This is a genomic window from Stenotrophomonas indicatrix, assembly GCA_041545745.1.
GTDB lineage: Bacteria > Pseudomonadota > Gammaproteobacteria > Xanthomonadales > Xanthomonadaceae > Stenotrophomonas > Stenotrophomonas indicatrix_A.
The window spans coordinates 1776614-1800620 of record CP168152.1 but is presented as its reverse complement, the minus strand read 5'-3'; the positions used below and the strand labels follow the sequence as shown (position 1 = coordinate 1800620).

Annotated in this window: 21 protein-coding genes; 5 read left to right on the top strand and 16 right to left on the bottom strand. The window is 65.6% G+C overall.

What is annotated here, in order from left to right; translation table 11 throughout:
• Positions 1–42: 42 nt before the first annotated feature.
• The 4 genes from ACEF39_RS08380 to ACEF39_RS08365 form a co-directional block, all read right to left on the bottom strand.
• Positions 43–3213, bottom strand: a complete 3171-nt coding sequence (locus ACEF39_RS08380) for an efflux RND transporter permease subunit (protein WP_089240410.1) — start codon at positions 3211–3213, stop codon at positions 43–45.
• A 127-nt stretch (positions 3214–3340) separates the two neighbouring features.
• Positions 3341–4564, bottom strand: a complete 1224-nt coding sequence (locus ACEF39_RS08375; protein WP_100464915.1) for an efflux RND transporter periplasmic adaptor subunit — start codon at positions 4562–4564, stop codon at positions 3341–3343.
• 91 nt (positions 4565–4655) lie between these two features.
• Complete coding sequence (locus ACEF39_RS08370; RefSeq protein ID WP_089240405.1) at positions 4656–5426, bottom strand: SDR family NAD(P)-dependent oxidoreductase; 771 nt, start codon at positions 5424–5426, stop codon at positions 4656–4658.
• A complete protein-coding gene (locus ACEF39_RS08365; protein WP_100552199.1) occupies positions 5423–5650 on the bottom strand; it encodes a hypothetical protein in 228 nt (75 codons plus the stop codon). Before ACEF39_RS08365 ends, ACEF39_RS08370 begins: the two co-directional genes overlap by 4 nt.
• A 147-nt stretch (positions 5651–5797) precedes the next feature.
• Between ACEF39_RS08365 and ACEF39_RS08360 the strand changes: the two genes are divergently transcribed.
• The gene (locus ACEF39_RS08360; protein WP_025878839.1) at positions 5798–6829 is read left to right on the top strand and encodes a LysR family transcriptional regulator; all 1032 of its coding nucleotides are present in this window, start codon (positions 5798–5800) and stop codon (positions 6827–6829) included.
• Between the two features lie 174 nt (positions 6830–7003).
• On the opposite strand, the gene ACEF39_RS08355 is transcribed toward ACEF39_RS08360, so the two are convergent.
• Both ACEF39_RS08355 and ACEF39_RS08350 read right to left on the bottom strand, forming a co-directional pair.
• Positions 7004–7699 carry a YiaD family glycine zipper/OmpA-like lipoprotein gene (locus ACEF39_RS08355; RefSeq protein ID WP_089240401.1) on the bottom strand — a complete coding sequence of 232 codons (696 nt, stop codon included), beginning with the start codon at positions 7697–7699 and terminating at the stop codon, positions 7004–7006.
• A gap of 141 nt (positions 7700–7840) precedes the next feature.
• Complete coding sequence (locus tag ACEF39_RS08350) at positions 7841–9256, bottom strand: cryptochrome/photolyase family protein (protein ID WP_500287604.1); 1416 nt, start codon at positions 9254–9256, stop codon at positions 7841–7843.
• A gap of 202 nt (positions 9257–9458) precedes the next feature.
• Between ACEF39_RS08350 and ACEF39_RS08345 the strand changes: the two genes are divergently transcribed.
• A complete protein-coding gene (locus ACEF39_RS08345) occupies positions 9459–9950 on the top strand; it encodes a hypothetical protein (RefSeq protein WP_500287997.1) in 492 nt (163 codons plus the stop codon).
• Positions 9951–10026: 76 nt separating this feature from the next.
• Here ACEF39_RS08345 and ACEF39_RS08340 read toward each other — a convergent pair whose 3' ends face one another.
• Genes ACEF39_RS08340 through ACEF39_RS08325 form a run of 4 tightly spaced genes read right to left on the bottom strand, consistent with a single transcriptional unit; the run spans position 10027 to position 15227 of the window.
• Positions 10027–10179, bottom strand: a complete 153-nt coding sequence (locus ACEF39_RS08340) for a hypothetical protein (protein ID WP_500287603.1) — start codon at positions 10177–10179, stop codon at positions 10027–10029.
• 10 nt (positions 10180–10189) lie between these two features.
• Positions 10190–11539 (bottom strand): purple acid phosphatase family protein, encoded by a 1350-nt coding sequence (locus tag ACEF39_RS08335; RefSeq protein ID WP_500287996.1) that lies wholly within the window; start codon positions 11537–11539, stop codon positions 10190–10192.
• Positions 11540–11550: 11 nt separating this feature from the next.
• Positions 11551–12669 carry a phytase gene (locus tag ACEF39_RS08330; protein ID WP_500287602.1) on the bottom strand — a complete coding sequence of 373 codons (1119 nt, stop codon included), beginning with the start codon at positions 12667–12669 and terminating at the stop codon, positions 11551–11553.
• On the bottom strand, positions 12669–15227 hold the full coding sequence (locus ACEF39_RS08325) for a TonB-dependent receptor (RefSeq protein WP_500287601.1): 2559 nt from the start codon (positions 15225–15227) through the stop codon (positions 12669–12671). The genes ACEF39_RS08330 and ACEF39_RS08325 overlap by 1 nt, the downstream gene beginning before the upstream one ends.
• Positions 15228–15391: 164 nt before the next feature.
• Here ACEF39_RS08325 and upp point away from each other — a divergent pair, with 164 nt between their 5' ends.
• Both upp and ACEF39_RS08315 read left to right on the top strand, forming a co-directional pair.
• Complete coding sequence (gene upp, locus ACEF39_RS08320; RefSeq protein ID WP_025878832.1) at positions 15392–16024, top strand: uracil phosphoribosyltransferase; 633 nt, start codon at positions 15392–15394, stop codon at positions 16022–16024.
• Positions 16025–16109: 85 nt separating this feature from the next.
• Positions 16110–16376 carry a PsiF family protein gene (locus ACEF39_RS08315; protein WP_500287600.1) on the top strand — a complete coding sequence of 89 codons (267 nt, stop codon included), beginning with the start codon at positions 16110–16112 and terminating at the stop codon, positions 16374–16376.
• 275 nt (positions 16377–16651) lie between these two features.
• Here ACEF39_RS08315 and ACEF39_RS08310 read toward each other — a convergent pair whose 3' ends face one another.
• From ACEF39_RS08310 to rsmD, 6 genes are all read right to left on the bottom strand, one after another.
• Positions 16652–17539, bottom strand: coding sequence for an MBL fold metallo-hydrolase (locus tag ACEF39_RS08310; RefSeq protein WP_500287599.1), 888 nt, complete (start codon positions 17537–17539; stop codon positions 16652–16654).
• A 120-nt stretch (positions 17540–17659) separates the two neighbouring features.
• Positions 17660–19387 (bottom strand): gamma-glutamyltransferase, encoded by a 1728-nt coding sequence (gene ggt, locus ACEF39_RS08305; RefSeq protein WP_500287598.1) that lies wholly within the window; start codon positions 19385–19387, stop codon positions 17660–17662.
• A complete protein-coding gene (locus ACEF39_RS08300) occupies positions 19384–19665 on the bottom strand; it encodes a YfhL family 4Fe-4S dicluster ferredoxin (RefSeq protein ID WP_025878828.1) in 282 nt (93 codons plus the stop codon). Before ACEF39_RS08300 ends, ggt begins: the two co-directional genes overlap by 4 nt.
• 132 nt (positions 19666–19797) lie before the next feature.
• Positions 19798–20289: a hypothetical protein gene (locus ACEF39_RS08295; protein ID WP_089240385.1), complete on the bottom strand. Its 492-nt coding sequence runs from the start codon at positions 20287–20289 to the stop codon at positions 19798–19800.
• A 78-nt stretch (positions 20290–20367) separates the two neighbouring features.
• Positions 20368–20877: a pantetheine-phosphate adenylyltransferase gene (coaD, locus tag ACEF39_RS08290; RefSeq protein ID WP_008267036.1), complete on the bottom strand. Its 510-nt coding sequence runs from the start codon at positions 20875–20877 to the stop codon at positions 20368–20370.
• A gap of 26 nt (positions 20878–20903) precedes the next feature.
• Complete coding sequence (rsmD, locus tag ACEF39_RS08285) at positions 20904–21482, bottom strand: 16S rRNA (guanine(966)-N(2))-methyltransferase RsmD (RefSeq protein ID WP_500287597.1); 579 nt, start codon at positions 21480–21482, stop codon at positions 20904–20906.
• Between the two features lie 584 nt (positions 21483–22066).
• Between rsmD and htpG the strand changes: the two genes are divergently transcribed.
• Positions 22067–23959 (top strand): molecular chaperone HtpG, encoded by a 1893-nt coding sequence (gene htpG / locus ACEF39_RS08280; protein ID WP_500287596.1) that lies wholly within the window; start codon positions 22067–22069, stop codon positions 23957–23959.
• Positions 23960–24007 lie beyond the last annotated feature (48 nt).

Genomic DNA, 24007 nt, shown 5'->3' with positions numbered 1-24007 from the left:
GGAAGCGGGCGCCGGTGGTTGCCGGCGCCGCTGTTTTCCATGTCAGTGGTGGATGGTCGGCTCGCCGTGCTGCACCAGCTGGCCACCACCGTTGCGGGTGACGAACTTGCGCAGTGCCACGTAGAACACCGGGGTCAGGAACAGGCCGAACAGGGTCACGCCCAGCATGCCGGCAAACACAGTGATACCGGTCACCGAGCGCACTTCGGCGCCAGCGCCATGCGACAGCACCAGCGGCACGGTGCCGGCGATGAAGGCGATGGAGGTCATGACGATCGGGCGCAGACGCAGGCGGCACGCTTCCAGAGCCGCTTCGACGATGCCCTTGCCGCCCATCTCCAGCTCTCTGGCGAACTCGACGATCAGGATCGCGTTCTTGCACGCCAGGCCCATCAGCACCACCAGGCCGACCTGCACGAACACGTTGTTGTCGCCGCCGGTCATCCACACGCCGAACAGCGCGGACAGCAGGGTCATCGGTACGATCAGGATCACCGCCAGCGGCAGCGACCAGCTTTCGTACAGCGCGGCCAGCACCAGGAACGCCAGCATGATCGCTACCGGGAACACGATGAAGGCAGCCTTGCCCTGGGTCGCCTGCTGGTAGCTCAGGTCGGTCCATTCGGTAGCCATGCCGACCGGCAGCACCTTGGCGGCGATGGCGGTGAGGTTGTTCATCGCTTCGGCCGAGGACAGCACACGCGGGTCGGCTTCACCGGCCAGGTCAGCGGCCGGGTAGCCGTTGAAGCGCAGCACCGGGTCAGGACCGTAGGTTTCCTTGACGGTGACCATCGAGCCGATCGGCACCATCTCGCCACGATCGTTGCGGGTCCGCAGCTTGCCGATGTCCTCGACGCTGTCACGGAACTGGCCATCGGCCTGTGCGATCACCTGCCAGGTACGCCCGAACTGGTTGAAGTCGTTGACGTAGGCAGAACCCAGGTAGGTCTGCAGCGTGTCGAACAACTCGGTCAGCTGTACGCCCTGGGCCTTTGCCTTGACACGGTCCACCTCGGCATCCAGCTGCGGCACGTTGGCCTGGTAGCTGGTGATCGGGAAGGCCATGCCCGGGGTCTGCGCAACCGCACCCTGCATCGACTGCACCGCATTCTGCAACGCGCCATAGCCGAGGTTGCCACGGTCCTGGATGAACATCTGGTAGCCGTTGCCGTTACCGAGGCCGAGGATCGGCGGCGGCATCATGGCGAAGGCAAACCCTTCCTGCAGGCCTGCGATCTTCTGGTTGATCTCCGCATTGATCTGTGCCGCGGTACGGCCATGGCGCTCGCTGAACGGCTTGAGCGGAATGAACGCAACACCGGTGTTGGGCGTGTTGGTGAACTGCAGGGCATTCAGACCCGGGAACGAGATGGTGTGGGCCACACCGTCGGTTTCCTGGGCGATCTTGGCGACCTTGCGCAGCATTTCATCGGTACGCGCGATCGACGAACCCTCCGGCAGCTTCACACCGGCGATCAGGTACAGCTTGTCCTGGGTCGGAATGAAGCCCGGCGGCACCAGCTTGAAGATGAAGCCGGTACCCACCAGCAGCACCGCGTACACCACGAACACCGCACCACGACGGCCAAGGATCTTCGACACGCCACGCTCGTACTTTTCCGAGCTGGACTTGAAGAAGCGGTTGAACGGACGGAACACCCAGCCGAACAGACGGTCGATGATGCGGGTCGGGGCATCCTTCGGCGCGCCATGCGGCTTCAGCAGGCGGGCAGCCAGGGCCGGCGACAGGGTCAGCGAGTTGATCGCCGAGATCACCGTGGAAATGGCGATGGTGACCGCGAACTGCTTGTAGAACTGACCGGTGACGCCCGACAGGAACGCCATCGGCACGAACACTGCACACAGCACCAGCGCGATGGCGATGATCGGCCCGGACACTTCGCGCATCGCCTGATGCGCAGCGGCCAGCGGGGTCAGGCCTTCTTCGATGTTGCGTTCAACGTTTTCCACCACCACGATCGCGTCATCGACCACGATGCCGATCGCCAGCACCAGGCCGAACAGGCTCAGCGTGTTGATCGAGAAGCCCAGCAGGTACAGCGCGCCGAACGTACCGACGATCGACACCGGCACTGCGATGAGCGGGATGATCGAGGCACGCCAGGTCTGCAGGAACAGGATCACCACCAGCACCACCAGCGCGATGGCTTCCAGCAGGGTGGAGACCACTGCCTTGATCGAGTCGCGCACGAAGATGGTGGTGTCATACACCGCCTCGTACTTCACGTCGGCCGGCATGGTCTTCTGCATCTCGTCCATGCTGGCCATCACCGCGTCGCGGATCTCCAGCGCGTTGGCGCCGGGGGCCTGGAAGATACCGATACCCACCGCGTTCTTGCCATCCAGCTGCGAGCGCAGCGTGTAATCGCCGGCGCCCAGTTCAACCCGAGCTACGTCCGACAACCGCACCACTTCACCGTCGGCGCCGCTCTTGAGCACGATGTCGCCGAACTCCTGCTCGCTGCGCAGGCGACCCTGGGCGTTGATCAGGGTCAGGAACTGGCTGTTGGGCATCGGCTCGGCGCCGAGCTGGCCGGCCGAAACCTGCACGTTCTGCTCGCGCATGGCGCGCACCACATCGCTGGCGGTCAGGCCACGCGAGGCAACCTTGTCCGGGTCCAGCCAGGCGCGCATCGCGTAGTCACCACCACCGAAGATCTGCGCGTCGCCCACGCCCTGGATACGTGCCAGCGCATCCTTGACGTGCAGGCGGGCGTAGTTGCGCAGGTACAGGGTGTCGTACTTGCCGTTGGGCGAGGTCAGGTGCACCACCATCAGGAAGGTGGGCGACTGCTTCTGGGTGGTCACGCCTTGCCGGCGGACGTCCTCGGGCAGTCGCGCCTGGGCCTGGGCGACGCGGTTCTGTACCTTCACCGCCGCTTCGTCCGGGTCGGTGCCCGGGCGGAAGGTGATGGTCATCTGCAGCACGCCGTCAGAGCCGGCCACCGACTTGAGGTAGATCATGCCCTCAACGCCGTTGATGGCCTCCTCCAGCGGGGTGGCTACGGTTTCGGCGATCACCTTGGGGTTGGCGCCCGGATAGACCGTGCGTACGACCACCGACGGCGGCACCACTTCGGGGTACTCACCGATGGGCAGCATCGGAATCGAGATCAGGCCTGCGGCGAAGATCACGATCGACAGCACCGCCGCGAAGATCGGCCTGTCGATGAAGAAACGGGAAAAGTCCATGGAAGAATTCCTGGAAAAGGCCGTCGGCGGGCAACAGCCGCCCTGCCCCTCACCAATCTGGTGAAGGCAGTGACGGCTGCCGCTGGCACCGGCAGCTAAGCGGGGACGCGGATCAGGAGCCGGCGGATCAGTGGTTCAGGGCGGCAGTTGCATCGCGACCCGGCGCCGGCGCAGCGGTGGGCTGCATCGCCACCGCCTTCGCCTGCACCGGCATACCGGGCATGAAGACCTTCTGCACGCCATCGATGATCACCTTGTCACCGGCGGCCAGACCCTGCTCGACGATGCGCAGGCCTTCGGCGGTGCGGCCAAGCTGGATGTCGCGGCGCTGGGCCTTGCCATCCTTGTCGACCACGTAGACGTACTTGCGGTCCTGGTCGGTCAGCACGGCCTTGTCGTCGATCAGCATGGCCTGGAACTGACCGCTGCCGAGCAGCTGCACGCGGGCGAACAGGCCCGGGGTGAACTGGCGGTCGGCGTTGTCCAGCAGCGCGCGGACGCGGATGGTGCCGGTGCTGCGGGTCACCTGGTTGTCGAGGAAGTCGACCTTGCCCGTGTGCGGGTAGCCTTCTTCACCGGACAGGCCGACCTTCACCGGCAGCTCGCTGTCGCGCTCGCTCGGGCGTTCGCCCTTGCGTGCCATCTGCGCGTACCGCAGGAAGGTGCTTTCGTCGGCATCGAAATAGACGAACACCGTGTCCAGCGAGACCAGCGTGGTCAGCACGCTGGCGCTGTCACCGGCGGTGACCAGGTTGCCGGCGGTGACCATCGCACGACCGGCACGGCCGTCGATCGGCGCACGCACCTTGGTGAACTCCAGGTTGAGGCGGGCTGCATCCAGGGCGGCCTGCGCAGCCTGCACCGCCGCACCGGACTGGTCGGCGGCCGCGCGACGCTGTTCGGCCGTTTCGGTGGAGATCGCCTGCTGTTCGGCCAGGCGCTTGGCACGCTCGGACTCACTGCGGGCCAGCACCGCCTGGGTGCGGGCGCGAGCCAGTTCGGCGTTGGCGCGGTCGTACTCGGCCTGGTAGCTGCGGGCATCAATGGTGAACAGGACGGCGCCCTTTTTCACTTCTTCGCCTTCAACGTAGTTGACCTTGTCGATGTAGCCGGACACGCGCGGGCGTAGTTCGACGCTCTGTACGGCCTCGACGCGACCGCTGAATTCGTCCCACTGGCTGATCTGCTTGAGCAGCACGGGGGCAGCGCTGACCTGCGGCGGCGGCGGTGCGCCAGCTTCTTCGGCATGGCCACCGCTGCAGGCAGCCAGAACGGCGGCAGCGAGGATCGACACGCCAGCCATCGCCAGGCGATGACGGAAACGATGTGGAGTGGTGTTGGGGGAAGTCATGGCATGCATCCGTACGGAGGGGTGGTACAGCTATTTGAGAATTGCTATCAACTTTTGGCGGCGTATCCTGCGACCTCAACCAAGGCTGAGGTCAAGCAACGCCTGCGGTGTCGCGCCACAGCGGCGGTATTTCCAGGTGCAGCAGCCCGCGCGGCAGTTCGGCATCACTGCTGTCGCAACGGACGATTGCGCGGTTATCGCGGCAACCATCGAGCAGGGACACCACGCGGCGACCGACCAGCAGCGAACTGGGCCATTCGATGCAGGCGTTGGCGGCGTTGGCCGGGGTGCATACCGGGCTGCACACTTCCAGCATCTGCGCGCGAACGCCCACGGCCTGCGCTTCCTGGTGCACCACCTGCGCGTACATGCGCAGCGCGGCCGTGGTGATCGAGGTCTCGCCATAACCGGCCCAGGGCTTCAGCCCGGCCGGGCTGCCGATCATCACGTAGCGACGGGCGTGCACGTTGTCCTGCAGCAGCGGCAACAGATGCCGCACCGCGTGCACATGCGGCATCAGGTCAGCCTGCAATGCCGCCGCCAGTGCGTCACCGCCGCGCTCGACCACACGACCGCGGTTGTACGGACCACCCATTGCCGCGATCACTGCCGCAAGCGGACGCGGACGCTGCGCCACGCGTTCGGCCAGCACGCGTGCCGAGCTGTCGTCGCTGAGCGAACCCAGCATCGTCTGCAGGCCAGGCTCATCGGCAAACTGCTCGTGCAATGCCGCCAGGCGGCGCGGATCGCGGCCGACCACCAGCACGGGGCTGCCGGCCTCCAGCAATGCGCCGACTACACCCTGGCCGACGGCACCGGTGCCGCCGAGAACCAGCACCTCGGGGGTCAGAATCCCATTCACGGGACATTTCCTCCCAAATCCGGGATAGTCCCGATTCGACGCAGTCGGTCCCCCTTCTGCGAAGCAAGGCGCAAGGCACCGCCACGCTGCTGACGCATGGGTGCGGTAAACTCACGAAAGTCCTTGTGTACCAAGGAACTAGGGCGGGATTCGACGGTCATCGCCAGGTCCAGGGCGTTCTGGCCGGCAATCCGGAAGCGGGCAAGAATGTTGCGCAGGCTCATGGCGGACGGGCTCCAATTAGCGAATGGCGCCACGATAGACCTCAAACCCCTACTTGATTAGTCCTGATTAAGGGGAATAATCATCCCGCCCCCGGTCCAATCGTTCTGTCACGATTGCCCCATCCCCGACGTCCAGGATTCCTGACCATGTCCCACGATCTCAACGAGACGCTGATCTTCGTCAAAGTGGTCGAGCAAGGCAGCTTCATCGCGGCTGCCAAATCGCTCGGCCTGCCCAAGACCACGGTCAGCCGCAAGGTGCAGGAACTGGAGACGCGCCTGGGTGCGCGCCTGCTGCACCGGACCACGCGCCGCCTCGGCCTCACCGAAGCCGGTTCGATCTATCACGAGCATTGCCAGCGCATCGCACGCGAGCTTGAAGAAGCCGAAAGCGCGGTCAGCCAGCTGCAGTCCGGCCCGCGCGGCTGGCTGCGCTTCACCGTGCCCTATTCGATCGGCATCACCTGGATCGCGCCGCTGCTGGGCCAGTTCCATGCGCAGTATCCGGAGATCCGCCTGGACATGCACATGGGCAACGAGAAGCTGGACCTGATCGCCGGTGAGGCCGATCTCGCCCTGCGCGTGGGTGCCCTGCCCGATTCCAACCTGGTGGCGCGCAAGCTCGGCAGCCTGCGCACGCAGGTGTTCGCCAGCCCGGCCTACATCGAGCGCTACGGCGAGCCGCTGCATCCGGAAGAGCTGCAGTTCCACCGCATCCTGGCCATGCGCAAGCCGTACCACACCGGCAATTCGCCACGCTTTACCTGGCAGCTGGGCGAGAACGGTGGCGAGCTGCGCGACTTCCCGGTGACGCCGCTGATGACGGCCAACGACATGTCGGCGCTGAATGGCGCGCTGGTGTGTGGCGAAGGCCTGCTGCTGACCGGTGACGTGATGGCAAAGCCCTTCGTCGAGTCGGGCATGGTGCGCCGCGTGCTGGCCGGCTGGACCGGGCCGGAAGTGGATTTCAATGCGGTCTTCGCCGGTGGCCGCCTGGTCTCGCCGAAGGTGCGCGCGTTCGTCGATTTCCTGGTGGAGAAGCTCAACTTCGACGCCAACTACATGCTGGCGCAGTGCCCCGGTGCGAAGCTGGCGCGGCAGCAGCAGGAACAGGAAGAAGCGGCGCTGGCGAGCAGCGGCAAGCGGATTCTGGAGAAGGTGGCTGCGTCGGCGGCGTAATCCACAACAATGCCGCCTCCAATCTCCTGGTAGTCGCCGACCTTGGTCGGCACGGCTCTCCACATGCGCTATCGGCGTGCCGGGCAAGCCCAGCACCCACAAAAATGCCGCCTGCAAGGGCGGCATTTTCGTTCCGGCCGATGGCCTGGCCGGCTCAAGCAACAACGCTGGGCATTATTGTTTGAGGGGAATCACGCGGATCTCGACGCGGCGGTTCTTGGCACGGCCGGCATCTGTGCTGTTGTCGGCAATCGGATAGGATTTGCCAGCGCCCAGGGTCTCGATGCGCACGCTCTGCACGCCTTGGCCGATCAGGTACTGCGCCACCGAATCGGCGCGTTCCTTGGACAGGCGGTTGTTGACCGCGTCGCTGCCGATGCTGTCGGTGTGGCCGACCACTTCGATCATGGTCTGGTTGTAATCACGCAGGGTGCCGGCAACGCCATTGAGCGAGCCGTAGAACTGCGGCTTCAGTGCCGACTTGCCGAAGTCGAAGGTGATGCCGTCCGGCAGGTTCAGCATGATGTTGTCGCCCTGGCGCTCGACGTCGATGCCGGTGTTGGCGGTGCGCTCGCGCAGCGCGCGCTCCTGGCGATCCTGGTACTGACCCACGGCGGCGCCACTGAGTGCACCGATACCCGCGCCGATCAGCGCATGCTGGCGACGCTCGGTCGCGCTGTCGCCGGTCAGCAGGCCCGCGGCCACGCCGATGGCGGTACCGATCAGGGCGTTGCGGCCGGTGCGGTTCTGCTGCTCGGTCGGGTTGCCGTATGGATCACTCTGCACATAGGAGCCGCCGGTGGCGCAGGCCGACAGGACGGCCGCACTCATCAGGGCCAGTGCGACGTTGCGGGTGGTGTTGCGGATCATGGTGTTCTCCTTGGTTTCCGGTCGGGCCGGCGGCTTGCGGGCGGCAACGAGGATAAACAGCCGGACGCGATGTCGGCATGATGATCGCACTGGTCGACAGGGGCGTGTTCAGCTAGCTGTCTGGACCGCTCAGCCAGTGCTTTACCCCGCTGCCGACTGGCGGTAGGCAGCGAGTGCCGCGTCCCGACCTGCCGCCAGGTCCACCAGCGGCGTGCGCGGATACCCGGGCGCGCGTTCGGCCAACAGCTGCGGGTGCTGCGAGGGAGCGAACCGCGCCTTCACCGGCAGCGCCGCCAGCTCCGGTACCCAGCGACTGATGTAGCGCGCCTGTGGATCGAACTTCTCGGCCTGGGTGACTGGATTGAATACACGGAAATAGGGAGCCGCGTCGGCACCGGTACCGGCCACCCACTGCCACCCCATCGTGTTGTTGGCCAGGTCCGCATCCACCAGCGTGTCCCAGAACCAGTGCGCGCCGTGCAGCCAATGCGCGCGCAGGTGCTTGCACAGGTAGCTGGCGACGATCATCCGCACCCGGTTGTGCATGTAGCCGGTATGCCAGAGCTCGCGCAGGCCAGCATCGACAATGGGCACGCCGGTGTTGCCGCGCTGCCAGTCGTGCAGCTGGGCGGCACTGGGGTTGGCCCAGGGGAAACGGTCGAAACGCGGATTGAGATTGTCCGTGGGCGTTTTCGGGAAGTGGTGCAGCAGGTGGTAGGCGAAATCACGCCAGCCGAGCTGGCGCAGGTAGCCGTCGATGTCGGCATCGCTGCCAGCACTGCGCAGGCGTTCCAGCGCGTGGGCGATGCGCCACGGGGCGATTTCGCCGAAATGCAGGTGCGGCGACAGCCGCGAGGTACCGACCCGGTCCGGCAGGTCGCGCTGCTCGCGATAGCCGCGCAGCGCACCCTCCTCGAACACGGACAGCGCCTCGAGCGCGCCGGCCTCGCCCGGCTGCCAGTGCTCCCAGAAGCCGGAGTCCCACTGCAATGGCGGCGCCAGCTGCAACGCGTCCAGCGCCAGGCCTTCAACCGTGTGTGCGGCCAACGTGCGCGGCGCCTCCTGCAGGGCCGGCAATCGCCAATGATTGAGTACGTTGCGCCAGTACGGAGTGAATACCTTGTAGGGCTGCCCTTGCTGGGTAGCGATGTCCCAGGGCTCGAGCAGCAGGCTGCCGTTGCAGCTCTGCGCATCGATACCCTGCTCGCGCAGCATGCGCTTGATGGCGGCATCACGCGGTTGTGTCGCCGGTTCGTACTTGCGGTTCCAGTACACCGCCTCGGCGCCGGTCTGCTGCACCAGCTCCAGCAGGGTCGGCAGGCTGTCACCGGCGCGCAGGACCAGCGATGAACCCCGTGCACGCAGGTCGGCATCCAGCGCTGCCAGCGAACGATGGCGCCACGCATTGGAGGCCGCGCCCGGCGCCCACTCGCCCTCTTCGTGCGGCGCGTGGATGTACACCGGCACCACATCGTGGCCCGCTTCCAGCGCTGCCTGCAGCGCCGGATTGTCCTGCAACCTCAGGTCCCGACGGAACCATACCAACGCTACCGACACCTGCACCGCCTCTCTGTTGCTGGGCGGCCATGATAGCCAGTGGCGGTGAAGGCGATGCGTGCGACCGGCTCTGCTAGGCTGCGTGCTCTTCCGCCTCCGCCCTGCCCTCGTCATGGATGATCTCCGCGCCACGTTTGCCCGCTTCGGCCCCCTGCAACCGCAACACGCTGATGCGTGGCAAGGACCATTCCCGTTGCCGGACGTGCTAGCCGGATTCTATGCACACGTCGGCCCGTTCGGTGAGGTATTCAACGCTGCAAAAGGCCCCAGCGGCATCACCATTCCGGGCGTAGAGGTGTGGCTGCCGCCGTTGCAGCGCCTGTGGGCCTGTCAGGCGGGCTACCGCTGGAATGGCATTGATGGCGAACCGATCGGCGACTGGCCAGCGCACTGGCTGGTGATCGCCGACCGTGGCGCCGATCCTCTCATCCTCGACATCAACGATGGCCGCGTGCTGTTCGCCCGTCATGGCGCGGGGCATTGGGAGGGCAGTGACTTCGTTGCGGACCTTCCGACACTGATGGCCGCGCTGGCGGCCGCCGGCAGCGTTTACCTGGAGGCCGATGAGGACCTGTACAGCGATGACGATGATGGCGGGATCCGTCCCGTCCATCGCGAAGCGGCGCTACGCGCTGTCGCCGCAGTGCTGGGCGGCACGGATGAAGCAGAACTGTTCCTGGACGCGATGCAGTAGATCCACGCCATGCGTGGATGGTGTACGGGAAGATTCAATCCACGCATGGCGTGGATCTACTTCATGCCTTCCCTGATCACCCGCCCGTCTTTCTTTCCAGCGGCGCCTGCTTCAGCGGTGCGGCCAGGAACGGGTGCAAAACCGAATCCGCGGCAGCCACCACGCTGCCCATCAGCAGCAGGGCAACGGCGATAGCGACCATCGGAACGATGCGCGGGCGCATGCTCATCGGTCTGTCCTCACTCCCAGCAGCGGTCGGTACGGCCCTTGGCGGTCTGGGCGCGCGCGCAGTCACGCGGGGCAATTCGTCCTTCCTGCTGCTCCACCCGCTGCTTGCCGCCATTGTCATCGCGCTTCAGCTCGAAGGCGTCGTACAGGCGTCCGGTGACCGTGCGCGCTTCATAACGCAGGTGCTGCGGATCGATACGCAACACCTGGAACAGTTGGGTGTCCTCGCCCACAGGTTCCATCGTCCTGCGTGCTTCGTCCGACAGCCGGTACTGCTTCGGCCCTGCTACGGTCACCACGTACTGCGGCGTTGCCGCCTGCCCTTCACCGCGACGGCCGTAGGTGTGGTCATGCCCCTGCAGCACCAGATCCACCTTGTGGCGTCGCACCACCGGCAGCAGCACCTTGCGCAGGGCGGCGTTCTCGCGGCCCTCACGCGGTGAATAGAACGGCTGGTGCAGCAGCACGATCGTCCACGGCTGCCGGTTGCCGGCCAGCACCTTGTCCAGCCACTGCGCCTGCGCCTTGGCGGTGCCGAGATCCAGCGCCGAAGTGCCATCGACCACGGCCACGCGCACACCCTGCGCATCGAACCAGTAGCTGGTACCCGCCGCCGCATTGGCACCGTTGCCTGGCAGGGCGAAGGTCATCGGCCAATGACGGCCCAGCACGCGACGTTCCTGCGGGGTGTCCTCGAATTCCTCGAAATACTCGTGGTTGCCGATCGCCGGCGCCACCAGTGTCTCCTGCGCCAGCCAGCTGGTGGCGGCGAACCATTCGCCCCATTCGCTGTCGTCCATGTTGTCACCACCACTGACCAGGTCACCGGCGAACAGGCTGATCCGCGCATCTGGTGCAGCCTTCTGCGCAGCCCGCACCACGCGGCTGACGTGACTGACATTCTTGTTCTGGGTATCACCGAAATACAGCAGGGTCAGTGGCTGGCCGGCAGCGGCCAGCGTGCGCAGCTGGTTCCACGCGCTCCAGCTGCCATTGCCCTGCACGCGATAGACATACAGGGTGTCCGGCTGCAGGCCATCGATGTCGGCGCGATGATGATGCGACAGACCATTCTCGGTCTGCAGCACCTGGGTCGTTGCGCGCACCTGGCGGATGCCTTCGATGGCCGGTGAATCGTCGGCCAGTGCGATCTCCAGCAACGGCGACTGCACGCTGCCATCGGTGCGCCAGGCCACCGCGAAACCGTGGCTGGGGTCGACCGACGGAGAAGCAACGATGCGGTCCGGCACCGGTGCCGCCGCGTAGTAACGGCTGCCCGACGGCACCTGGGTGTTGGGCTCGGCCGCCGCCATCGCCAGCGATGGCAATGCCAACAACAAGCCGATCGCGAGCACGCGCATCGAACGCGCGCTCACGAACCGCACTCCAGCGGCAGGGCCAACTGCTTGGCAATGCTCTCCCAATCGAATGCCACCACGCCCTGGTCATCGTGCACCGCATACAACGCACCGTGCGGGAATCGCGGTGTCGGCTGCTGCATCATCCAGATGCCATCGGTGTTGGCCACGGTATTGCCCTGGAACGCGCCCACCGGCTTCAGCGTGTGGCGGTCGAACAGATGGAACACGCTGCGCTGCTTGCCCTGCTCGGTGGTGATCCACCAGCCATCCTTGCCGCAGGTGCGCAGCATCACGCCTTCGGCCTGCGCCTTGAACACGTCGCGACCGAAGGTGGTGCCGGTGAAGCGCCCGGCCAGGGTGTAGACCTTGAATTCGCTGGCGTAGCTTTCGTCCTCTTCGGCGATCAGCAGGCGATCATTGGCCGGATCACCCCAGATCGATTCGACCACGCGCAGCGCGCCGGCTTCGCTGGTATCACCGATGCTGGCCGACAGCGTTGCCTGGACCCTGGTACCGTCGCGGGTCACGTGGTACTGGCGCACGCGCTTGTCCAGCTCGGCCAGCGGCGGCAGGATGTCCTTGCCCTGTGCATCCTCGCCGTTGTCCCAGGAGTCGGTGACGTAGACGCTGTAGCCATCGGCTCGACGATCCACCCACAGGCCGTAGGGCTTGCGCAGGTCGTCGGCACCGAAGGTGGCCAGCGGAGTGAAGTCCGGCAGCGAAAGCACCTGCACGCGATGATTGTCGCGCTCGACGATCCACAGCAGGTCATCGATCATCGCGATGCCATTGGGACGATCGAACTGGCCCAGGCCGGTGCCGGTGCTGCCGACGTCACGCAGGTGCTGGCCATTGCTGCCGTCGTAGACCACCAGCTTGTCGGTGGCCTTGGCCGTGGCGATCAGCCAGGTCTTGCCATCCGGTGCCTGCCAGGAGGCGGGCGAATCGATGTTGTCGGCCGGGGTCATCGGGGTCAGGAAGGCCTCGGCGATGGTCACCACCTTGCGTTCGACGGGGGCCACAGCGCCCGTCGCCGCAGCCGCTGCAGGCGCCTTGTCCGCTGCCGGCGTGCAGCCGGCGGCAAGAACGGCTGCCAGCGAGGCGGCCATCAGGGTCATGCCGCGCGCCATCACAGCGCCACCTTCAGGCCTACGGCGTAGGTGCGGCCATATTCCTCCATCTGCAGGGTGCGCGAGCGCGTGCCCTGGTACAGCTCCAACGGCTTGTCCAGCAGGTTCTGCGCTTCGAAATACACGCTCACGTTCGCGTTGAACTTGTAGTCCAGCGAGAAGTCGAGCTGGGTGTTGGGCGCCACGTAGATATCGAACGCACGGCCCTTGCCGATACTGTCCAGGTACTCGCTGCGGTAGACCGCCGCCAGACGCGTGCTGAGACCGTACTTTTCGTAGCCGATGTGGGCGCTGTACACGTGCTTGGAGGCACGCGGCAGGGTGAAGTCCTCACCGGCGCGATCCTCGATGCCCGCGTCGAATTCGGTATCCAGCCAGGTGCCGCTGGCGCCCACCAGCAGGCCGTCCAGGCCGGCGGGCAGGAAGGCCAGCTGCTGCTGCCAGTTCAGCTCCGCACCACGCACCGTGGCCTTGCGGCCATTGATCGGCTGGGTCACGTCGAAACCACCGTAGGCCGGATCATTGGTGCGCACCGTCTCGACGATATAGCCGTTGATGGACTTGTGGAACAGACCGAGCGAGACGATGCCGGTGCTGCCCAGGTACTTCTCCACCGACAGATCGATGTTCTTCGACTCGTACGGGTCCAGCTCCGGGTTGCCCAGGCGCACTTCCTCGTCGCCACGACTGTAGCCTACGCGCGGCGAGATATCACCGAAGGACGGGCGCGAAACCGTCTTGTTGGCCGAGGCACGCAGCACCCAGTCATCGGCCGCGTCGTAGCGCAGGTGCAGGCCCGGCAATACGTTGGTGTAGCTGCTGTTGGCCACGCGCGGGGTTACGGTGTAGCTGCGGCCGTTGGCAGCCACATCGACCTGGTTGCCCTCGGCCCTGAAGCGGGTGTTCTCCACACGCACGCCGCCGATGATGCGCAGCGCACCGACATCCCAGGTCCCCATGGCGTAGCTGGCGAAGATGTCTTCACTGGCGATGTAGTCCTCTTCCAGCGAGGTCATCGCGTTGGCGCCGACATCCTGCGGACGGGCACTGAACTGGCCACGGTTGGCCGCCCAGTACGCGCGCATCGCGTCCGAATCCATGCCGTCACCCAGGGTGCCGTGGCGGTGATCCGGGGAGCCGGTGGTCCAGCTGGACAGGGCAACCTTCGGGCCGACGCGCAGTTCGCTTTCGTCGACGTTGACCTCGCGGTCGCGCCAGCGCCCCAGCAGGCCGAACTTGATGCTGCTGCTGTCGCCATCGAAGCGCACGTTGACCTGTGCGCTGTGCTCCTTGTCGTTCACCTGCTTGGGCGAAATCACGAAGCGGTCGAACGCGTAGTTCGCGTTGTCCAGCCACTGCGGATTGTCGAAACTGTAGCTGGGCAGGCGGCTGCTCTGGTCCAGCGTACCGTTGAAGGCCTTGCCGTTGAGCTTGAAGCGCGCCTCCATTTCATCGTTCACCCGCTCTTCGGTACGGGTGAAACCAACCTTGTAATCGACCACGGCGTTGGTCAGCTTGTTCTCGCCGCCCAGGCTGGCCGCAAAGGTGTTCTCTTCCTTGGTGCGGTAGCGCATGCGCTTGTCGATGGAATCCTTCGGCATGCCGTCCAACCGGTACTGGTCGGTACCGGTCTTCACCATCTTGGCGTCATCGAAGTTGAAGATCACCCGCTGGCGGGTTTCGGCATCATCGAACTGGCTGTACAGCGCACGCAGGTAGTACTTGCTGTCCTCGTTCGGACGCCAGTCCAGGTTGAGATTGGCGCCGATGCGCTTGCGCTCGATCTCATACTTGCGGTGCTGCAGGTTGATCGCGGTGACGTCGCCCGGTGCGGCATCATCTTCGCCGTCGTACTCCACTTCGGTGTTGTCCGATTCGAACTTGCGCTTCTGGTAGTTCACGCCCAGCGCCACGCCGAAGGTGTCGTTGAACACTTCGCTGTAATTGAAAGCGGCCTTCGGGCTGGTTTCGCCGGACAGCTGCTGGTGGCTGGCTTCGATCTTGCCGCGCAGGCTGCGGCCGTCACGATCGAAGGCCGAGGCCGACTCGACCAGGATCGCGCCGCCGATGGCGTCGCCCGGCATGTCCGGGGTGGGCGACTTGACCACGCGCAGGCGCTCGGTCGAATCGGACGGAATCACATCCAGTGGCGCGGCACGACTGGAATCTTCCGGGGTGCCGATGGCGATGCCGTCGACGCTGACGCTGTTGAGGTTGGCATCCAGACCACGTACCACCACGAAACGGCCTTCGCCCTGGTCGCGGGTCACGCTGATGCCCGGCAGGCGCTGCAGCGACTCGGCCACGTTCTTGTCCGGGTACTGGCCCAGCGCGTCGGAGGACACGGCGTCTTCGATGGCATCGCTGCTGCGCTTGAGGTCAACCGCACGCACCTGCGATTCCAGCTGCGCGCGCACTTCGATGCGGTCCAGATCGGTCGCTGCGGCGCCCCCCCCTGCCACGGCAGCGGCAGCGTTTTCGGCCGCCAGCACGGACGGGCTGGCCGTCACCAGCAACGAGAGGCTGATTGCCAGGCCCAACGTGTTCTTCTTCTGCACAGCTATCCCCAACGGTGTAAAGATTGGGTCAGCACGGTATGTCCGGCAGGTTGCATGGACATGACACCGGTGGTGCGGGGGCCGGAACAACGTGCCTGCCACGCATTCGGCTTCGGCATTGGGTTCAGGCAAAATGGGGGCCTCCCCTCTTCCCAGACCCTCCCATGAAGATCGTCGAAGTGCGCCACCCGCTGGTGCAGCACAAGATCGGCCTGATGCGCAACGCCGCGCTCAGCACCAAGGATTTCCGCGAACTGGCCAACGAACTGGGCACGCTGCTGGCTTACGAGGCCACCGCCGACCTGGAAACCGAGCCTCACACCCTGCCGGGCTGGTCCGGTCCGGTTACCGTGCAGCGCATCGCCGGCGCCAAGATCACCGTGGTGCCGATCCTGCGCGCTGGCCTGGGCATGCTCAGCGGTGTGCTGTCGCTGATCCCGGCCGCCCGTGTCAGCGTGGTCGGCCTGCAGCGCGATGAAGAAACCCTGCAGCCGGTGCCCTACTTCGAGCGCCTGACCGGCCGACTGGAAGAGCGCGATGCGCTGATCCTCGACCCGATGCTGGCCACCGGCGGCACCCTGATCGCCACCATCGACATGCTCAAGCGCGCCGGTGCACGCCGTATCAAGGGCATCTTCCTGGTTGCCGCGCCGGAGGGCATCGAAGCGGTCAAGGCCGTGCACCCGGACGTGGAGATCTACACCGCCGCGATCGATGCGCAGCTCAACGACAAGGGCTATATCCTGCCGGGCCTGGGTGATGCCGGTGACCGCATCTTCGGCACCCGCGTGGGCTGAGATCAGCCAGGGTCGGAGCGCTTTCGAAACGAAAGTGCTCCACCTGCTCCAGGCACGTTCACACCGGCCTTGCGGCGACGGGCGAATGCTCCGCGCACCCGCCCTGCCCTGGAGGCGCCGTGAGAGCATCATTCCTGAGCGCATGGCCGACTGTTCGGCCAAGAACAAGGGGCTGAAAGGCGACGCCTACAAGTCCGCGCAGAGCGCATGCCTGAGCTCGCACGCAGCCGCCCCGGCAGCCCCTGCCACGCCGGAGGACCGCATGAAGAAGTGCAACGCCGACGCCGCGACCAAGAAGCTCGCCGACGAAGCCCGCAAGACCTTCATGAGCAGCTGCCTGAGAGCATCGTAAGCACGGCGAAGAAAGGCCCCATCCACGCATGGCGTGGATCTACTGAAGGAAGTCCCATCCACGCATGGCGTGGATCTACTGGCCACCGGAAAACTGTCGAAGGCGGGGCGGTGTCGGATTGCGGGGTGTCAGCCGCATGGATGCGGCTGCCAAGCCTACACGGACGTACTTGCGGCGTCCCCGCAATACGACACCGCCCCGCCAACCCACGGATAGCCCGCTGTTGCTGTTGCCGTTGATTCGGCAGGTGCAGGGCGCAGCCCTGCCGGCAAACCTCACCCCAACGCCCGCGCCTTCAGCTCGCCCTGCTCATGCAGCGTAACGAAACGCCCCTTCTCATCCCGCCCGACCTGCGCCAGCGCAACCTGCGGGTCGTGAGTGAAGAACAGATGCACGTTGCGCGCCAGCTTGTCCTCCAGGAACTGCCGCTTCTCGTCGATCAGCAGTTCGGCATTGCGGTCGTAGCCCATCGTGATCGGCACGTGCACCCACGAACGACCGGGAATCAGATCGGCGCAGAACACCACGCCGCCGTGCGCCCCCTCGCCTGCACGTGCCTGCCCGACGATCTCGGCCAGCATCAGCCCCGGCGTGTGGCCGTCGCTATAGCTGAAACGCACGCTGTGGCCGAGCACCTTCGAATATTCACCGTCCACCACTTCCAGGCGCCCACTGGCCTGCAGCAGGCCAGGCAGTTCCGGAATAAAACTGGCACGGTCGCGCGGGTGCGGCTGCAACGCACGCTGCCAATGCTGCGCACCAACCACGTATGTCGCATTGGGGAACAGCAGTTCCGGTTCACGGCCTTCGCGCCACGCCGCCAGCAGGCCACCGGCATGATCGAAATGCAGATGGCTGAGCACCACCACGTCGATGTCTTCGTGCTCGAAGCCGGCTTCGCGCAGTGAATCAATCAGCACATGCTGGCTTTCCTGCACGCCATAGCGCTCGCGCATGCGCGGATCGAAAAACGCACCGATGCCGGTTTCGAACAGCACCGTCTTGCCTTCCAGCGGGCTCGCCAACAACGCACGACAGGCCAGCTCGATGCGATTGAGCTCATCCGGTGCTGCCCATTTCTCCCACAACGCACGCGGTGCGTTGCCGAACATCGCACCGCCGTCCAGGCGCTGGGTATTACCGCGGATCGACCATAGTTTCATGGCGCAATTATCGGTCGCCGCTCGTTAAATAATCGCTAGCGGGAAAATGAAAAACCCCGCCGTTGCGGGCGGGGTTCTCAGGGTTGTGTCCGCCGGGCATGGCCCGCCGCTACCGCCGGATCAGGGAGCCGGCACAACCTGGGCACTGCCGACCGGGTTGCGCGGGTCGCTGCCACCAAACAGTTTGTTGGCCTTGCGGTCCCACTCCACCGTCTGCAGGTTGCCCCACACATGGCTGGAGCCACGGCCACCGGCAGCGACCTCGCCCGGCAGGTCGATCTTGTGGCCCATCGCCTGCAGCTGCTTGATGGTGCCAGCGTCGAAAGCATTGCTTTCCGCTTCGATCAGGTCCGGCAGCCACTGGTGGTGGTAGCGCGGCAGCGCAGCGACCTGCTGCGCATCCAGGCCAGCGTCGTAGCCGAGGATGCCCAGCAGCACCATGGTGATGATGCGGCTGCCACCAGGCGTGCCCAGCACGATCACCTTGTCGTCGTTCTCCATGAACGTCGGCGTCATCGAACTGAGCATGCGCTTGCCCGCTTTCGGTGCATTGGCGGCGTACCCCATCACGCCAAAGGCGTTGGGTGTGCCCGGCTTCAGCGCGAAGTCGTCCATCTCATTGTTCAGCAGCACGCCGGTGCCCTTCGGAATCAGGCCCGAGCCATACAGCAGGTTGACGGTCTGGGTGGCGCCGACACGGTTGCCGTCACGGTCGATGATCGAGAAATGGGTGGTCTCGTCATCTTCCAGCGGCGTCGGGTTGCCCGACAGCAGGTCGCTGGGGGTAGCCTTTTCCGGGTGGATGGTCGCACGCAGGCCCTGCGCGTAGTCCTTGCTGGCCAGCACCTTCTGCGGGATCTGCACGAAATCCGGATCGCCGAGGAAGAAGGTGCGGTCGCGGTAGGCACGGCGCATCGACTCGACCACCAGATGGGTGCGGTGCGCCGCATCCATCTGCTTGATGTCCCAGCCTTCCAGGATCTGCAGCATGCTGGCCAGCGCGATGCCACCGGAAGACGGCGGCGGCGCGGTGGTGATCTTCCAGCCGTTGTAGTTGAAGACGATCGGCGCGCGCTGCTTGACGCGGTAGCCGGCCAGTTCCTCGGCGGTCCACTTGCCACCGGCCTGCTTCACGCCGGCCAGCAGCAGCTTGCCGGTCTGGCCCTTGTAGAAGCCATCGAAGCCGCCGGCTGCCAAGCGTTCCAGGGTCTGCGCCAGCTCCGGCTGCTTGAACAGGTCACCGGTGGCGATCGGCTTGCCATTGCGCAGGTAGACCTCGCGCGTGCCGGGATAACGCTCCATCACTTCACGGCGCGAGGCATAGCCCTTGGCCATGCGCTCATAGACCGGGAAGCCTTCACGCGCGATGCGGATCGCCGGCTGCAACGACGCTGACAGCGGCAGCTTGCCGTGCTTGGCCGACAGTTCGACCAGCGCCGCCGGCAGGCCCGGAATACCGGCCGACCACGGGCCGTTGACCGAGCGGTCGCGGTCCAGGTCACCCTTCTTGTCGAGGAAGGCCTGCGGCGTGGCCGCGGCCGGCGCGGTCTCGCGCGCGTCCAGCATCACGTCCTTGCCGGTGGCCGCATCATGCAGCAGGAAGAAGCCGCCACCGCCCAGTCCGGAACTGATCGGCTCGACCACGGCCAGGGTGGAGGACACCGCCACCGCCGCGTCGAAGGCGTTGCCGCCCTGGGCCAGGATGTCGACACCAGCCTGGGTGGCCAAAGCGTGGCCGCTGGCGATGGCGGCGCCATCAGGGCGCTCGGCGCGGGCCGGGGCATCAGCCCAGGCAAGGGGGCTCAGCAGCAGGCCGAGCAACAACAGGGGGCGGGCGAACGGCTTCATTCGGATGGGGGCTCCGCATAGAGTTCGGGATGATCGTGCTGCAGTTGGCGCAACTTGGCCAGCAGCTCGATTTCGGTTTCGACGATATCCGGATCGGGGTCGATGCACTCGACCGGGCAGACGACCACGCACTGCGGTTCGTCGAAATGGCCCACGCACTCGGTACAGCGGGCGGGGTCGATCACGTAGATGGTTTCACCCATCGTGATGGCCTGGTTCGGGCAGGCCGGCTCGCATACGTCACAGTTGACGCAGAGCTCATTGATTTTCAGCGACATGGCGATACTCCACGCCCGCGCCTTGGGACAAGGACCGGCCTGCGCGGGCGCGCGGGCCGGTCAGGTCATCAGCGGCGCCCATCGCAGGGCGCCGCCCGGGTCGTGCCGCAGCACGACCGCCTCGGCTCGGTCTTACTTGGCTTCGACGAAAATGTACTCGGCACCGGTCGGCTGGACCACGGCCTGCACGCGGGCGTTGTCGGCGGACTGGCCGATGAAGACGACGCGCACGCCCTTCATGGAATCCGGCGAGACGTCCTTGAACACGACCTGGATCATGTCAGCCATCTTGCCCGAGGCCGACGAACCGAAGGCCAGCATGTTGCCCGGCTGCACGCCACGGGCCACGGCCTGGGTCGCGCTTTCGGTCTGGCGCTCGTACTTGGCCTGGAAGTCCGGGTCGGTTTCCGGCGAGAGGTAGTACAGGAACGGGCTGTTGGTGATGTTGCCCATGTTCTGGATGGCCACTTCCTGCAGGTACTTCTTCCAGCCTGCGTCGTCTTCCTTGGCCGGGGCGACCAGCGCCTGCTTGGCTTCGTCGACCGGAGCGGCTTCTTCCTTCTTGCAGGCGGTGAAAGCCAGGGCAAACGAGGCGATCAGCATCGCGCGCATGGTGTTGTTCATGGGTTTCCTCCCGGAATGTTGCGTGTTGGTGTGCGTAATGGGGTGCGTGGTACTACAGGATCTACTGCGGGCCGGGGCTTACGACTGCGCCGACTTCGCTTCGCGGACCTTGCGCAGCGCCTCGAGCACGGCGGCCGGCACGAAGCCGGACACATCGCCCCCCAGGCGTGCGATCTCGCGGACCAGCGAGGACGAGATGAAGCTGTGCTGCTCGGCCGGGGTCAGGAACAGGGTCTCGACCTCCGGAATCAGGTGGCGGTTCATGCTCGCCATCTGGAATTCGTACTCGAAATCGGACACCGCGCGCAGTCCGCGCAGCAGCACACCGCCCTGCACCGAACGTACAAAATGGGCCAGCAGCGTATCGAAGCCGATGACCTCGACGTTGCTGTGGTGGCCCAGGGCGCCACGCGCCAGCTGCACGCGCTGTTCCAGCGGCAGTGCCGGCCCCTTCGAGGGGCTCTGCGCCACGCCCACCACGACCTTTTCAAACAGCGGCGCGGCCCGGCTCACCAGGTCGATATGACCGTTGGTGATGGGGTCGAACGTGCCGGGATAGACGGCGATGCGGCGGTTGGCCACGGTCATGGGCGGTTGCAGATGTTCAGATGAGGTCAAAGTGTAGCAGCGGCACGGCGGTACAGGGCAAAGCGCACCTCGCGGGTGCTGCCATCGCGGTGCAGCAGCCATTCCGGGGGCAGCACCGGCACGTGGCTGGCCGGCGACTCCAGGTACAGCCAGGCATCGGCGGCCAGATGCCGCGGCAGTTGGGCCAGCACGTCCTGCCACAGGCCATCGGCAAACGGCGGGTCGACGAACACCAGATCCGCCTGCTGCGCCGACGCGGCCTGCAGCCAGCGCAGCGCATCGGCCTGGGCGACCGTGATCTGGTCGGTGGCCTGCAGTTTGGCCACGGCAGCAGACAGATTGCGCGCCAGTTGCGCATCGCGCTCGACCAAGGTCGCATGCGCGGCACCGCGCGAGACGGCCTCCAGGCCCAGCGCGCCGCTGCCGGCGAACAGGTCCAGCACGCGTGCCCCGCCCAGCTTGGGCATCAGCCAGTTGAACAGGGTCTCACGCACGCGGTCGCTGCTGGGCCGCAGGCCCGGCAGGGTTGGCACCGGCAGCCGGGTATTGCGCCAACGCCCGCCGATGATGCGGACCTGGCCGTCATTGCCACCACGGCCGCTCATCGGCGCCCCCGGCGGGAGGTATTCGAGAATTTCAGCATGAGCGGGATTGTAGTTCGGCCGGGCTGGGCCCGGCACCCGCAGAGGCCGAAGCAACGTCAAAAGTTGGTTTCCTGTGGGTTGGCGGGGTGGGTCCGGTTGAGGGGGCCGCTGCAAGTACGTCCATGTAAGCTCGGTCGCCGCATCCATGCGGCTCACGCCCCCTCAACCGGACCCACCCCGCCTTCGACAGTTTCCTGCGATCTGTCGGAACGGCTCGTGGGGTTTCGATATCTGAGAGATTTCATCCACGCATGGCGTGGATCTACTGCAGGTCGCGACGATCTGTCGAAGGCGGGGCGGTGTGGGTGGGCTGGACCGTTGGCGCCATGGATGGCGCCATCGAGCCCCATGGATGGGTTTACGGCGTGTCCTGCCCACCCACACCGCCCCGCCATCCCATGGAATGCCCGCTGTTGCTGTTGATTTGGCCTCGGCGGGTGCCGGGCGCAGCCCGGCCGACCAACCCCTTGATTTCGGGACAATCACCCTTACCCCTTGGCGAGGCCGCACGCGCTTGCGCGGCATTGCACATGGAGCCCTAACCGATGACCGAGACGATCCAGACCGAAACCCTTGGCTTCCAGACCGAAGTCAAGCAGCTGCTGCAGTTGATGATCCACTCGCTGTACTCCAACAAGGAAATCTTCCTCCGCGAGCTGGTCTCCAATGCCGCCGACGCCGCCGACAAGCTGCGCTTCGAGGCCCTGACCCAGCCGGCCCTGCTGGAAGGCGACAGCGAGCTTCGCGTGCGCGTCAGCTTCGATCCGGCCGCCCACACCATCACCATCGAAGACAACGGCATTGGCATGAGCCGCGCCGATGCCATCACCCACCTCGGCACCATCGCCAAGTCCGGCACCGGCGACTTCCTGCGCCAGCTGTCCGGCGACCAGAAGAAGGATTCGCAGCTGATCGGCCAGTTCGGCGTCGGCTTCTACAGCGCCTTCATCGTCGCCGATGAGGTCGAAGTCACCTCGCGTCGCGCCGGCCTGGCAGCCAATGAAGGCGTGCGCTGGACCTCGCGTGGCGAAGGCGATTTCGACGTTGCCACCATCGACAAGGCCGAGCGCGGCACCCGTATCGTCCTGCACCTGAAGGATGGCGAGCACGACTTCGCCGACGGCTGGCGCCTGCGCAGCATCCTCAAGAAGTACTCCGACCACATCGGCCTGCCGATCCAGATGCCCAAGGAAGGCGGCGAAGAAGGTGCTGCCGTCGAATGGGAAACCGTCAACCGCGCCAGCGCGCTGTGGACCCGCCCGCGCACCGAGATCAGCGATGCGGAGTACACCGAGTTCTACAAGCACGTCGCCCACGACCACAGCGACCCGCTGGCGTGGAGCCACAACAAGGTTGAAGGCAAGCTGGAGTACACCTCGCTGCTGTACGTGCCGGGCCGTGCGCCGTTCGACCTGTACCACCGCGATGCGCCCAAGGGCCTGAAGCTGTACGTGCAGCGCGTATTCGTGATGGACCAGGCCGAGCAGTTCCTGCCGCTGTACCTGCGCTTCATCAAGGGCGTAGTCGATTCCAACGACCTGTCACTGAATGTCTCGCGCGAAATCCTGCAGTCCGGCCCGGTCATCGATTCGATGAAGGCGGCGCTGACCAAGCGTTCGCTGGACATGCTGGAGAAGCTGTCCAACGACAAGCCCGAACAGTACGCCGCGTTCTGGAAGGAATTCGGCCAGGTGCTGAAGGAAGGCCCGGCCGAGGACTACAACAACCGTGAGAAGGTCGCCGGCCTGCTGCGCTTCGCCTCCACCCGTGGCGAGGCCGATGCACAGACCGTGTCGCTGGCCGATTACATCGGTCGCATGGCCGAAGGCCAGGACAAGATCTATTACCTGACCGGCGAGAGCTACAGCCAGGTGCGCAACAGCCCGCATCTGGAAGTGTTCCGCAAGAAGGGCATCGAAGTCCTGCTGCTGACCGATCGCATCGACGAGTGGCTGATGGGCTACCTGACCGATTTCGACAGCAAGGGCTTCGTCGACATCGCCCGCGGCGACCTCGACCTGGGCGCGCTGGAAAGCGAAGCAGACAAGCAGGAGCAGGAAGCAGCGGCGAAGGACAAGCAGGGCCTGGTCGAGCGCCTGAAGAACGTACTCGGCGATGACGTGGCCGAAGTGCGCGTGTCACACCGCTTGACCGATTCGCCGGCGGTGCTGGCCATCGGCGAACAGGACCTGGGCCTGCAGATGCGCCAGATCCTGGAAGCCAGCGGCCAGAAGGTGCCCGACAGCAAGCCGGTACTGGAGATCAATCCGGGTCATCCGCTGATCGCCAAGCTTGATGCCGAAGCCGATGGCGCACGTTTCGACGACCTGGGCCGGGTGCTGTTCGACCAGGCCGCACTGGCCGCCGGCGACAGCCTGAAGGATCCGGGTGCGTACGTGGCCCGTCTGAACAAGCTGCTGCTGGAACTGTCGGCCTGATCGATGCCGGGATCGCCCAGCCTGGAGGGTGCCAACCCCGGTTGGCAC